This window comes from Gordonibacter pamelaeae 7-10-1-b, from assembly GCF_000210055.1.
GTDB lineage: Bacteria > Actinomycetota > Coriobacteriia > Coriobacteriales > Eggerthellaceae > Gordonibacter > Gordonibacter pamelaeae.
On sequence record NC_021021.1, the window covers coordinates 1,240,508 to 1,254,164 of the forward strand.

Genomic DNA, 13,657 nt, shown 5'->3' on the forward strand with positions numbered 1-13,657 from the left:
GCTAGCTAACCGTCACCGTCTTGGTCTCGAAGGTAGTTCCATAGAGGAACGTGTACTCATAGGTCCCCGGCGCCGGAACGGTGTCGGTGAGCGTGAAATAAACGATTGGACTTCTACTCTCGTTGGCGGGATGCCACATATCTACTAGCGCCTTGCCTTGGGAAGGAGTAACGTTCTCGGTCACGTTCACGATCCCGGAAGCATCGCCCTTCAACTTACGAAAGACGGTCAGCCCGTTCGTCGGCGCTAGATCCTCAACCTGAACGGGACCATACTTGAAAGCTTCGAGATTCGCGCTTACTAGCAAGCCCGAGGACGTTATATCGGTAAGCTTCAAATTGTACGAAATATTGGGAACTTTGTTATAAACCGAAAAATAAGCCTCTCTCCTTGTTTCATCCTTGAGAATATTACCGCTATAGGGATAAAAGCCATCCGCAGCCGAGAACAAATCAGCAACCAAATAGAGATCGGCAGCCGTAAAGCGACCAAAAGACAGATAGCGTGATACATGCAGCGTGACACGGTACGTCCCTGCTGTCTTGATATTTGCGACGATATACGAGCGATCTGACCAGTCGGATCCCAGCCGAATGTACCGTATGTCAACGAGATTGCCGGCAGAGTCTTCGACAGTAAAATAGCTACCTAGAGGTAGATTCACCGCCCCGCTTGTATTAAAGGCAACGGCAAAATCGTTGTCAGCAAAGCGGGTATTCACCACATCGGTTCGCAAAGCAAGTTCATAGGTGAAATTGTAAGTGTCGTACAAGAAGTCGGAACTGGTAGAAGTACCCGCGGGCATAAGCTTCACATGATCTATGCCCATTTCTCCTAGATTGTTTTCGTACTCAATCTCCTGCTGCACGGCAGGTGCATAGTGCTCGGCGGACACGTTGCCGTCGTCGTTGTATTCGGTGTAGCGGAGGATGTCGTTTGCACCGTGGTTGTAGGAGTGCTTGAGCATGAGATATTTATTTTTATAATAGGGCTGCTCGCTCGCGTTTTCGTAATCAACGACGAACACCAGCTTCTCGCGAATAACCGTATTGCTGGTTTTGGTGGTGCTAAACACCCCGTCTCCGTTTAATTTGGCAAACGAATCGAGATCTATCTCTGTTTCCCCACCTTTGCATTCATAGTAATAATACTGAGGACTGCTCGCATTGGTGAGATCGACCATGGTGATTTTCAATCCGGCATTGAACTGGCTGCTCCACTCCAATTGGTCGCCATTGTAGCCCGCAGGAGTTTCGGCAATATTCTTATCCCAATACGGGATGATCGACCAGGACTTGTCCGAATAGGCTGCGGGGCTGTAGGTGCTGACGAATTCGGTGGTGTACGCGCTTCGGCTCGTAATAGCCACGTCGCTCCCAAACGGAACATCGCCGTAGATCTTATCGTAGCGCTTGATGGCATAGCCGTCCGAGGCGGGGAGCTCAATGATGATGCGAACCGTGAACTTGTAGCTGTTCCCCTCATCGTTCGCGTCTTTGAGCCAGAACGAAACCACGCTTCCGTTGGAAGCCTTCATAGTGGGGCCCAGGGTCATGCTCAACGTCACCGGCACGAGCGTGTCATCGTTCTCATATTCGAACTCGCTGTTAGGAGCTTCGCCTGCCTTGGTAAAGTAGTAAGGAGAATTATCCGAATCGTCCGTATCGGCATTCACGTCCACACGCAATTGCATCTGATTCTTGTCGAGTATAGCCCCTTCTTCTCTGAGGTTCAGAGTATCGGGAATGCTGATCTGCCGACCGTCGCTTGTGTCGAACATCAGATACGCCTCATCATCATCCTCGACGCGATCTACCGGCAACCACACCTGCGCCGATACCGTGGTGTTGCCGGTGGTGTATCCTTTGAGGGTGACGTCGTACTGATAATCGTGTCCCTTTATATACCAGAGGCGATAATCTTTCTTCTGCTCGGTGAGCAAATCGAGGTAGGAGCCGTTTTCGGCATCTTTCGTCACGCAAGCGAAGTGACCGGTGCTATCGGAGCTGGTGTACCGCGTTTCCGAACCGGTTGCGCCCAGCACGAATGCTCCGCCCTCGTCAAAGGCAGGTGTCAGCAACGACAGCGTAAACAGGCCGGTTACCTGGCCATACTTCCCAGTTGAAGGCAACTCGTCGTCGGTATAGGCAACATCGAGCTGTTTTCCGTTGTTCAAGACTATCGCGTTCAGGGACGGGTAGGTGGTACCGCCAGACCCGTCGGGGTTGCGGCTGGTCCACGGTTCCCCGTTTTCACAGGCTTTGCGATACTCCTCCAGCTCGTCCTTCCTCCAGCTCTCGCTGCGGAAATTGCGCCCGCTCTCGACATCGCTCCATATCGAACCCAAGCCGTTGACCACAGTATCGAGCTGGACGGTCGACCCATCATAGAGTTTGAGGGCCTGTACGCGGTTAACGGCATACTGGGCTGTATCGACGGCGTTCACCCTATCGAGCGCACCCCTTGTATACACCTTGGAATTGCTCATAACAACCCGGTCGGCACGTTGCAGCGAATAGAACACTTTCAGAGGGTCGGCATTCGCGCCCTCGTTCTTGAAGTCGATGAGCGTGATGCGCCGCGTGCCGTAAGTCTTGCTCACGTTACCGTCGCCGTACACACCGCCGCTCTCCCCGACGAAACCCACACCCGAGCCTTTGATGAACACGTTGGTATCGCCGTACACCGTGTAATCGTTTGCCTGCTGGGAACCGGAAAGCTTGCTGCGGTTGCCGCCGCCGAACACCGATCCGCCCAAATCGACCGTACGCATGGTATGGGAAGACGTATCGATGCCCACGAGGTCGTCTTCGACGCGAGTGCCCTCGCCCTCTTCCGCTACAACCTTGCCAGCGTTCGCCTCGTCCGACTCCCCTTGCACAATGATCTTCCCATTGGTGCTGTTGACGATAACCGTGGCGGCTCGCTGCGCCACTCCGTTGGAGATGGGAGCATAGGTCCTGCTCTCGTTGCCGCCGCCGAACACGTCATTGCCTATGGAACCACCGTACACCTTGACGGTCGACCAGCCGAACAGGGCGCCTTTGACCAAAGCCTGATCGAGTGTTCCTTGCCCGAAGCCCTTTCCGCCGCCGAAGACGCTGCCCGACACCGAGCCGTCGCTTACTATGACCGTGGTGGAACCAGGGGAGGTAACGGCGTAGGGAAGCATTCCGGTGCCGGTTGCCGATCCTTCGCCCACGGCGCCCAGGCTGCCTCCGCCGTACACGTCTCCCCCTATGGAGCCCCCTGATACCAGCACGCGGGTAGTGCCAGTGACGCGCGCCATATGAGGCGCATCCTCGCTTTCGATACCGCTGCCGCCGCCGAACACGCTGTCCGTCACGGTTCCTCCGGACACCGCAACCTCGGTGTTTCCGAAAACCTGGGCGAGGGCACGTTTCTCGGCATTGCCGAGATATGCCGACGTGCCGGCCCCTCCGCCGTAGACGCTTCCTTCGATAACACCGCCGTTGACTGCCACGCGCGTTTCCCCGAAAAGGGTCCCTGCCGTTGCAGAGGCTTTGTATTGGTCGCCTGTGGTGGTTTTGCCGTCGCCACCGCCGTACACCGAGCCCTTGACAGTGCCACCGTTGACCTCGATCGCTGTTGCAACCGGGTCGAGAAGGGTGCCTGTTGTGCCTCCCGCGCCGCAAGCGAACACCGCCCCAGCCGCACCTGCACCAGGGTTGATCACACCGCCGTTTACGGTGATGCGAATATCGGCCTGCGTCTCGGACAGGTGCTCGGTTCTGCGGATGGCGTCGGAGCGCTTGAATGCAGAGTCGATGCCCAGCTTTTGATCCGCCGTATCGCGCCAGCGCCCGAGGCAACCTCCGTACAGCTGGTCGACCGAACCCCCGTTGACCGTGACATCGACCAAGCCGATGAAGTCGTTGTTGGGGAAGGCCGCATCGCCGGTCGAACGGTTGAAGCCGATGCTCGACCCAAGGAGCAGCTTTGCATAGCCGGCATTCAAAGTGACCTTCGACGCCGCGTACAGCGAACCGTCCGTCTGCCCTCCGCACAGCATGCCCACATCGCAATTGTACGTACCGCGTGACGTTTGCTGGATATCGACAACGATATTCGACTTGAAGTAGTCGCCTTCGGTCCCGAACGTGTTGCGGCTGCCTTCGTTTACCTGGGTGTTGCGGCTACCGGCAAGGATGCGGGCATAGCAACCGCCCCTGATGGTGATATCGCACACATCGTCGGGGTTCTGCCCGGTAGCCCGATCTTTCTTGTCAAGATAACCGCCGACCACATGAAAGTTTGGCACTTTGGTTTTGGAAAGGAGACCGAAACCTTCTATGCTTGCCTCGCCATAGCCAGACATCTTGACGTTCTGCTCGATAGTGAGGTCGTTTCCCTGGCAGTACACGTAACCGAGCTCATAAGTGCCACCTGACAAAACAATATCCTTCACGATAGTCTCTGCGTAAAGGAACTTGCCCCTTTGGCCAACCGTTTCGCTGTTTCCCCAAGACAAGACAGCATAATCGTTGAATCGGGCGTCATCGCCACTGAAAGCACTCTGACCTGTGTTGAGGGTTGGGTTGAGCGCGTCGTATCCGGTGATGGTGGCCGGCTTGTAGAAGGCATTCGGCTGTCCATTGTGCGCTGGCTCAACGCCGTAGCTATTGTCGGTATACTTGCCGATGACAACGATGACGTTCGATTCGGCAGTGCCCTGTTCGTCAAGCAGCTCGTAGGCTTGCGAGATGGTTTTTACGGCAGTACCCGGGGTTTTGCCGTTGGCGATATCGTCCCCCTTGTTCTCGTCGACGTATACGGTACGTCCGTAGTTCGAGCCGGTGGCCGTATAGGCAACCTCGTTGTTCGCCGTAAGAACCGCCTTCACGGTGAAGTTCGCCTTGTCAGTGAAACCCGCGACATCCAACGAGCTTCCCTGGCCGACGCTCTTCCCTTCAGCCGAATCGCCCTTATACCACGTGTAGGCAAAATCGCCTTCCGCAAGACCCCAGCTCTCCCCGCCTTCTACGCTTGCGTTAAGACGGATCACCTTTCCCTGATCGTCCTCAACCCGGTGAACGGATACAGATACTCCGCTCAGGGCAGGTATGGTGCACGATACCATTTTGCGACTGTCTACCGGACCGTAGGTGAGCGTCACCACGCTCTCGGCAGTCGAAAGGCCAACGTGCGGACTTGGCTCTTTAATAACGTTGGAGCTCCAAACAGGGTTTTCCAACGCACCGTTCGTCTCTCCGTTGTAAAGCCCGAAGAATCCTTCAACAAGGTAGTAATAGCCATCGTGCGGCTCACCGAGCGAGATCCCGGGGGTTCTCATATCGAGCACGAGCACTTGGCTGTTGTTTTTGGACGCCGAACGCCATTTTGCCTTTCCACTGTCTTCAAGTGCGGCGCGGGCAGATTCGTGGGAGGCGTCATCGTAGTAGGCGCTTTCACGCGCGTCTCCCCATACGTAAGAACCATCCTTGTTGTACACGAATTCCTCTGCCGCACCGCCGGTCAGCGCACGACTGCCGGCTGACGAATCACTGGAAGATGGGCTGGCGGCGGCGTTTCCGGAAGCCGTGCCGCCGTCGGCACTTCGAGCATCGCCGTTGGAGGCCCCGGACGGAGAACTGCCCGCCTCGGCATCCGGTGATTGATTGCCGGATTGAAGGCCGTCGGCCATGGCATCCTCGGAGGCTGGGTTTTCTGCTTCGGGATCGACGGATACGGATTCGCCGCCTTCGGTCGAGTTCCCAAACGCCGGCGAAGTGTCTTCGCCCGAGTCGCCAGGGTCTGCCTGGACAACGTTCTTTGCGTCGGGGGCGTCGCTTTCGGTTGGGTTGTAGGCAGGATTGGGGCTCTTGCCCTCAAGGTCGTAAGCGGAGAACCGATAGAAGCACTTGTTGAAGTCTACCGCTCGGGCGATAGCCGTCCCCGTCGCGGCGCTCTCGCTTGCTCCGCGGCGTACACCTGCGATTATCGGGGCATTGTAACCGTTGCCTTTTAGTGTTCCCGTGAAGGCACTCAATCCGACTTCGACTGCACGCCATCGGTTGTCGTTGCTGTTCACGCGCCCCCGACCGACAATGCCGCCCACATAGGACTGGCTACTGTGCCCACCGAACGCTGTGATTTCGCAATCGATGCTACAGTTTGTCACCGAAGCGAAAGCCGTCTCGCCCGTCGTGTAGGCATCGCCCAACAAGCCGCCGAACGAGTAGAGCTTCGTGGCCGTTCCTGCTCCGGTTGTGTTCTCGGTTATGGAGCCGTTCATGACGCTGCAATGATCTATGACGGTCTTACCGAAAACCGCGCCCGCCAAGCACCCTACCGCAATATCGTAAGACACCGCGTTGGGCACCGCACCCACGAATACGACATCCTGGAGATTGAGGTTCTTGATGGTGGCGTTTTGAACCGCTCCGAAAAGCCCCACGGTCACCGTTCCGCCCTTGGCCGTCACCTTCGACAGGTCCACATTCAGGTTCTTGATGGTGTAGCCATTGCCATCGAACGTTCCCTTGAAGCCATGCGTGCTTGCATCCTTGAACGAGTCCGCATAGCCAATGACGGTATTGTTTGCCGAATATGAACTTCCCTTTAGATCAATATTGGCAACGAGCACATAGTGATCTTTGTTTGACGATTTCCCATCGTTGACCCAATTAGCCAGATTCTCAAGTTGGGCCGCCGTGGCTATCTGGTACGGATCGTTTGCCGTGCCGGTTCCACCAGCAAACCGGCCGTCATCGGCACGGGCAGAAACGCTAGAAAACGCCAGGGTAGAAGCAAGGGCAAAGACGGCTCCGAGGATAAGCACAACCAACAAGGCTGGCCGGAAATAGTTTGAGTATGTTCTCTCGGCTGACATGTCAGAGAGCACCTTCATGAACTGCGATGCCTGATGCCGAACTGTCAAAAGCATTCTTGTCTTTAGAATAATCTTCAGAGGGGTTGGCTTTGAAGAACTTGATGGAATAACTGCTCTGATCAGGGAGCCGATCAGCTATGTGATAGGTATTCGTGCTTTTCTTCTCAATCTTCAAAAGGCTCGAGGCGTCAGGGTATACCCCAGCCGGACAGGTAATGTCCGGAGAAGAGACAACGCCAACGAGCATGGTCACTTCCGCGTAGAGCGAACCGGGGAATCGGTCACGTAGTAGTAGTTGGAATAATCGCTTTTGTGAACGTTGATGGTTATGGATAGCGTCTTTTTAGGCGTGGCCATCTGGCCACGACTATCCACCTTATACGCCGTTATAAGAACTTTGTACGTTACTCCTTCTTTCGCTTTTGCAAGATCTGCCCAAGGGAGCGTCAAAGTGAGGTACTGGGTGTCGGACGTGTTTTTAAAATAATAGTAACCATCCTGGGGGTTTACCGGGCTTCCCTGTCCCTCGCCTTGGCCGTTGTTTCCTTCATGTACGGCGACCTCGGGGACATACCCCCATGTGCCGCTGCCCCACATCAATAGGGAGTAGCAAAGCTTATTGTCGGACACGGTATCGTCATCGTAGAAGTTGCTTAGAGATATCTCCACATCGCACCCGGTTTTGTTGCCTTTCTGGTCGGACACTTTGTAATCATCGTCGGTCACATACGCGTCGATAGTCGCTTCCGTCTGCCAATCGGCCATGATGTTCGAAGTGAAGATAAGGTCCTCCGATGCGGCGGCCCAGGTGCCTTGGGCATAGCCGTATACCGAACGGCAAAGCACCTTGTTGCTGCTGCCTTTCGACTTCAAATCGACGATCTCGTTGGATGCGAACCCCAAAGGATCTTGACCAACCACGCCCTCAATCGCAGCTTGCAAGGCAGCGATATCAACGCTGTAGGTGTTCTTCGGAAGAAAACCCTCGTTCGAAGGGCTCTCCCTCAACGTGCAGAAGCTTGCGTCAGCGGCTACCTCAACCCGAGTGAAGGTGCTGCCCGCTTTGCGGTAGACGTCGACTTTGGCTTCGTTGAAAGTAGGGGCCGACAGACGCAGCATAATCGTTTCCTTCTCCCCAACTATGGTGAGAATCTGATAAGTGCCCCAGTCGAGAAGGTGTTTGTCCAAATTGGAATCGGTAACCAGAATATGGCCGTTCATCACGGCAAGCGAGGGAGCTTTCAGCTCGACGTGATCGAGATTGCGAGCCGCGGCTCCTCCGTAGTAGCCGACAAGAACACTTCCCGATTTCTTACGTTCTTCTTTGCTGCGAATATCGATATCCTGCTTGCCCTTTTCGTAAAACCCGTTCAGAGACGTCGGGGACTCCTCGGTATAGAACACGCCGTAAACCGTGGCGGTTTCGTAGCAATATTCGATGATGAAATCCTGATTCCAAACATCGGCATCAACGGTTCCTTGAGGGAGCATCCCGCTTTCTCGGGCGAACTCGGCAGTCACGTAGAAATAATGCAATCCGTCATCTTGGGTTTCATTATTGTCATCGGTGCGCTGCGCCGTTGGCTCGGCGGCCTTCTCGCCGGCAACCTCTGCCTTACCGGTATACACACCGTTCTTGTTCGCGTCCCATTCGCCCGACGCCTGCAGGTCGGCAAGGTTGTTCTGCGCGGCAATATAGATCGACTTCGCGGCATTGTCGTATTCGGTGAGCGTGAGGTTGCGCAGATAGTTGGCCACCGACACTCCCACGATAGCCGCGAGGATGGCGAGGATAGCCACGACGGTCAGCAGCTCGGCTACCGTGAACCCCTCGGTATGCTTCTGGCGCGCCATCTGCCGATTCTTCCTCGCTTCCGCTTTTGCCAGATCCGCAAGATAACTTTCATCTTACCATCAATGGAAGTTTCCTAAACGGTCAATTCACGATTGAGAAAAGGCAGCGGCGGACGAAGGAGCCTACCCGAATATCAGCTCCCTCTCCTCGCCTACCAGGGCGGCGCGGGCTTGGTCGCGCAGGTTGTTCACGCCGATGAAGAACTGGCGCATCATGACCACCATGAGGTAGCGGCCCTTGGGGGTGAGGGTGAGCTCGTCGCGAGTGTCGCGGTCGAAGGCGCCCGATGCCTTCATGAAGGCCATCTCCACGGGCAGGCCGGCCTCCACGGTGCAGCCGAAATCGCGCTCGAACTGGCGCTTGTCCAGGCGCAGGCCGAACAGCTGCATCATGAAGCGGTAGCGCATGCGATCGCGCAAGCTGAACGTGGTCTTCCCCATGAGCGACATGCGGCCGGCCGCGATGGCTGCGTTGTAGTCGTTCACGGAGAACGTGTTCACGAACAGGTTGTCGCCCAGGTACGTGATGCCGCCGCTTCCGATGGCAGGGTACTCCTCGTAGTCCACCACGTACTCGTCGATCATGGCGTCCTCGCCGGCCGCGCCGGTGCCGCGCTTGTTGAACGTCCAGGCGCTGCCGTGCTCGAACAGGGGGTCGGGGCCGCCGGCCAAGAGCTCGCTGATGATCTCGTAGTACGTGCGCTCGCGGGTGTAGTCCACGCGGCCCACGGTGCGGGCGAGCTGGCGCGCCACGCTGGGTGAGGCCATGAGCGGGTAGAACGTCGTCTGGCTCGTGCCGCTCTCCACCACGCGCTCGATGTCGTTGATGAGGATGTCCTCGGTCTGCGCGGGGAAGTTGAAGATCATATCCACGTTCAGCGAGGTGAAATAGGGGCTGGCCTCGCCGATGCGCTCGAGGATCTCCGCGCCGCTGCCGTACTTGTCGTAGCGATCCATCTGCTTGAGCAGGCCGTCGTCGAAGCTCTGCACGCCCACGGAGAGGCGCTGCACGCGGCCCTGCAGCTTGTCAAGATACGCCGGTATGAGGTGGTTCGGGTTCGTCTCGCTCGAGACTTCCGCGATGGAGAATGTCTCCTTCGCCAGATCGATGGTGTCGCACAGCTCGTCGATCATGATGGTGGGCGTGCCGCCGCCCACGTACAGGCTCTCGAAATCGTAGCCCAGCTCCTTCAGCATCATCATCTCTTTGCGCATGCTGGCGAAGTACGGCCGCGCACGATCCTCCGCGAACGGGAAGCGGTTGAACGAGCAGTACGGGCACAGCCGCTCGCAGAACGGCACGTGCATGTACAGCATGTACTTCTGCCCCGGCTTCGGCGCGGGAACCCGTGCGTCGTCGGTGGGGTTCAGCTTCAGATAGCTTTTCGTGCACTGGCGGACGACCGCCGTGAGCATACGTTCAGATAGCAATGCGAAGACCTCTTCTCGTTTGACGCAAAAAACGCGGGGGCGACCCGAAGAACACCCCCGATGTCGTTAGTTCCAAGCCTCGCGGCCGGCAGCGGCCTTCTTGCCGATGTCGGTGCGGTACTGCTTGCCCTCGAAGTTGATGAGGTTGCAGGCCTCGTAGGCCTTCTCCCGGGCGTCGTCGAACGAGTCGCCCAGCGCCACCACGTTGAGCACGCGGCCGCCGGCCGTGACCAGCTCGCCGTCGGCGTTGCGGGCCGTGCCGGCATGGAACACCGTCACGCCCTCCAGCTCCTCGGCCTCCTCGATGCCGAGGATGACCTTGCCCTTCTCGTAAGCGCCGGGGTAGCCCTCGCTGGCCAGCACCACGCACACGGCCCACTGCTCGCTCCAGCGCAGCTCGATGTCGTCGGGGCGGCCTTCCGCAACGGCCAGCACGATGTCCACGAGGTCGGCCTCCAGGCGCGGCAGCACGACCTGCGTCTCGGGATCGCCGAAGCGCGCGTTGAACTCCAGCACCTTCGGGCCTTCGGGCGTGAGCATGAAGCCTCCGTACAGCACGCCGCGGTAATCGTTGGCGAAGTCGGTGGCCGTGGCGGCCGCGGACTGCTCCATGATCTCATGCATGGCGGCCAGCTCGTCGGCCGTCACGATGGGCACCGGCGAGTACACGCCCATGCCGCCCGTGTTCGGGCCGCGGTCGCCGTCGAAGGCGCGCTTGTGGTCTTGGGCCGTGGCCATGCAGTGGGCCTTGCCGCCGCTCACGAACGCGAGCAGCGAGCACTCGGGGCCGGTGAGGCATTCCTCTATGACCACGGTGGAGCCGGCCTGGCCGAACGCGCCATCGAAGCAGGAGCGCACGGCTTCTTCCGCCGTCTCCTTGTCCTCGGCCACGATGACGCCCTTGCCCGCCGCCAGGCCATCGGCCTTCACCACGACCGGGGCCTCCAGCGCGGACAGGTAGCCCAGCGCCGCCTCGAGGTCGTCGAAGCTGCCGTAGCGCGCGGTGGGAATGCCGTGGGCATCCATGAAGCGCTTGCTGAACGTCTTGCTTCCCTCAAGCTGGGCGCCCTGGGCATCGGGGCCGAACACGGCGATGCCGGCCTCGCGCAGCTCGTCGGCCACGCCCGCGACGAGCGGCGCCTCGGGGCCGATGACCACGAGCTGCACGTCGTGCTCCTCCACGAACGCCAGCACCGCGCGGCCGTCCTCGACGGCAAGATCGGGCACGTTGCGCGCGATATCCGCCGTGCCGCCGTTGCCGGGGGCCACGTAGAGCTTGTCCGTGCGCGGGGACTTCGCAAGCGACCACGCGATGGCATGCTCGCGGCCGCCGCCGCCCAACACCAAGATGTTCATTGCCGTTCCTTTCAAAACCAGCGTTGTTTCACGTGAAACATTTTTCCGTCGATTCGGTTGCGCGCTAGCGATCCCACCCTCGCATGATGGTTTGATCGCGATCGGGGCCCACGGCGATGATGCTGACCGGCACGCCGGTGATCTTCTCCAGATACTCCACGTAGCGCTGCGCGTTCTCGGGCAGCTCCTCGAAGGTGCGGCATTCGGTGATGTCGACGCCCTTCCAGCCGGGCAGCTCCTCGTACACGGGCTTCGCGTGGAACAGCACGCTCTGCTGCATGGGGAAGTAGTCGTATACCTTGCCCTCGCACTCGTAGGCCGTGCACACCTTGATGGTGTCGAAGGCGGAGAGCACGTCGAGCTTCGTAAGCGCCACGTCGGTGAGGCCGTTGACTTCGGCGGCGTAACGCGCGATGACGGCGTCGAACCAGCCGCAGCGGCGCTTGCGCCCCGTGGTCACGCCGAACTCGTGGCCCACCGCGCACAGCGTCTCGCCGACCTCGGCCTCCTCGCCAACGCCCCCGTCCTCGGGGAAGCGCTGCTCCGTGGGGAACGGGCCCTCGCCCACGCGCGTGATGTAGGCCTTCTGGATGCCCAGCACGCGCTCGATGGCCGTGGGCCCCACGCCCGAGCCCGTAGCGGCGCCGCCGGCGCAGCACGACGAGCTGGTGACGTAGGGGTATGTGCCGTGGTCGATGTCCAAGAGCGTGCCCTGCGCGCCCTCGAAGAGTATCGACTTGCCGGCGCGCAGGCCCTCGTTCAGCAGCTGGGCCGTCTCGGCCATGTAGGGCTTGAGGATGCGCGCGTAGGGCAGGTACTCCTCGCAGATCTCGTCGACCGTGTAGGTGTGCAGACCGTAGATCTTCTGCAGCACGGGGTTCTTCTGCGCCAGCGCCGTCTCCAGCTTCAGGCGGAAGATCTTCTCGTCCAGCAGATCCTGGATGCGGATGCCCTTGCGGGCGGCCTTGTCCTGGTAGCACGGGCCGATGCCGCGCTTCGTGGTGCCGATCTTGTTCTCGCCCAGGCGCTTCTCGTCCGCGCCGTCGAAATCCTTGTGGTAGGGCATGATGACGTGCGCGTCGCAGCTGATCTTGAGGTTCTTGCAGGAGATGCCCTCGGCCTCCAGCATGGCCATCTCCTTGATGAGCACGCCGGGGTCCACCACCACGCCGTTGCCGATGACCGGCACCGCGTGGTCGTACATGACGCCGGAGGGCATGAGGTGCAGCGCGAGCTTCTTATCGCCGTGGATGACCGTGTGGCCGGCGTTGTTGCCGCCTTGGTAGCGCACGACGAAATCGTATTCGCGTGCGATCAGGTCGGTTATCTTGCCTTTGCCTTCGTCTCCCCATTGGGCGCCGACGAGTACCGTGCTGGGCATATGGTTCGCATCCTTTCGCGCCCGCGCCTGCGCGCCGGGCCGTCAACCTATCCGCAGATTCATGATTATATTACAGTTCCACAACGTTCAGCGCCGGATCGGCCGAGCGCATGGACTCTACTATTTCTTCATGGCAGGTGAACAGGATCACCTGGCGCGTGCGGGCCAGCTCGGCGAGCGCGCGGGCGGCGCCGACGCGGCGCCGGGCATCGAAGTTCACCAGGATATCGTCGGCCAGAATGGGGATGGAGCGGCCCACGTTGTCGGCCGTTATGAGCAGGGCGATGCGCAGCGCCAGGTAGAGCTGCTGGCACGTTCCCAGCGACAGGTGCACGGGCTCGCGTTCCGTCTTCACCGCATCCATCACCTGCAGCCGGCCCTCGGGCGTCATGGCCACCTTGACCCAGCGCCCGTCGGTCATGAGCGAGAGCAGGCGGCTGGCCTGGCGGTACACCTCGGGCTGGCTCTTCGATTCCCATGCGGCGATGGCGGCCTCCAGCATGCGCTTCGCCAGGAGCAGGCGGGCGTAGTCCTGGGCGCTCTCGTCTTGGCGCGTGCGCACCTGCTGGTAGCGCAGCTTCAACTCGTCGAATCGGTGCGCGTGCTTGGCTTGGGAGAGCTCCTGCTTCAGCTCGCCGTAGCGGCGGTTCAGGCTCTCGCTGGTCTCCAACAGGCCGACGCGCTGCCTGGTGCGCTGGTCGATGGCGGCGTCCACGTCCTCCACGGTGGCGCCGTCGCGCAGGCCGGCGCGCTCGACGGCACGGGCGCGCTGGCGCTCGATG

General features: G+C 59.3%; 6 protein-coding genes. All 6 read right to left on the minus strand.

Features of this window, described 5'->3' with window-relative positions; translation table 11 throughout:
- Nucleotide 1: 1 nt before the first annotated feature.
- Nucleotides 2-6,853: a hypothetical protein gene (locus GPA_RS05765; RefSeq protein WP_156790941.1), complete on the minus strand. Its 6,852-nt coding sequence runs from the start codon at nucleotides 6,851-6,853 to the stop codon at nucleotides 2-4.
- 249 nt (nucleotides 6,854-7,102) lie between these two features.
- Complete coding sequence (locus GPA_RS05770; RefSeq protein WP_015539255.1) at nucleotides 7,103-8,707, minus strand: type II secretion system protein; 1,605 nt, start codon at nucleotides 8,705-8,707, stop codon at nucleotides 7,103-7,105.
- Between the two features lie 123 nt (nucleotides 8,708-8,830).
- Nucleotides 8,831-10,138 carry a coproporphyrinogen III oxidase family protein gene (locus GPA_RS05775; RefSeq protein ID WP_041239161.1) on the minus strand — a complete coding sequence of 436 codons (1,308 nt, stop codon included), beginning with the start codon at nucleotides 10,136-10,138 and terminating at the stop codon, nucleotides 8,831-8,833.
- A 66-nt stretch (nucleotides 10,139-10,204) separates the two neighbouring features.
- On the minus strand, nucleotides 10,205-11,494 hold the full coding sequence (gene purD, locus GPA_RS05780) for a phosphoribosylamine--glycine ligase (protein WP_015539257.1): 1,290 nt from the start codon (nucleotides 11,492-11,494) through the stop codon (nucleotides 10,205-10,207).
- A 64-nt stretch (nucleotides 11,495-11,558) separates the two neighbouring features.
- On the minus strand, nucleotides 11,559-12,875 hold the full coding sequence (locus GPA_RS05785) for an adenylosuccinate synthase (protein ID WP_015539258.1): 1,317 nt from the start codon (nucleotides 12,873-12,875) through the stop codon (nucleotides 11,559-11,561).
- Nucleotides 12,876-12,945: 70 nt separating this feature from the next.
- The coding region (locus GPA_RS05790; RefSeq protein WP_041239162.1) for an ATP-binding protein at nucleotides 12,946-13,657 on the minus strand (712 nt) is incomplete at its 5' end.

What these genes read in the sequence shown, in the direction of transcription:
- GPA_RS05765 (WP_156790941.1), bottom strand. Translation starts at nt 6,853, where the DNA reads ATGTCAGCCGAGAGAACATACTCAAACTATTTCCGGCCAGCCTTGTTG.
- purD (WP_015539257.1), bottom strand. Translation starts at nt 11,494, where the DNA reads ATGAACATCTTGGTGTTGGGCGGCGGCGGCCGCGAGCATGCCATCGCG.
- GPA_RS05770 (WP_015539255.1), bottom strand. Translation starts at nt 8,707, where the DNA reads ATGGCGCGCCAGAAGCATACCGAGGGGTTCACGGTAGCCGAGCTGCTG.
- GPA_RS05785 (WP_015539258.1), bottom strand. Translation starts at nt 12,875, where the DNA reads ATGCCCAGCACGGTACTCGTCGGCGCCCAATGGGGAGACGAAGGCAAA.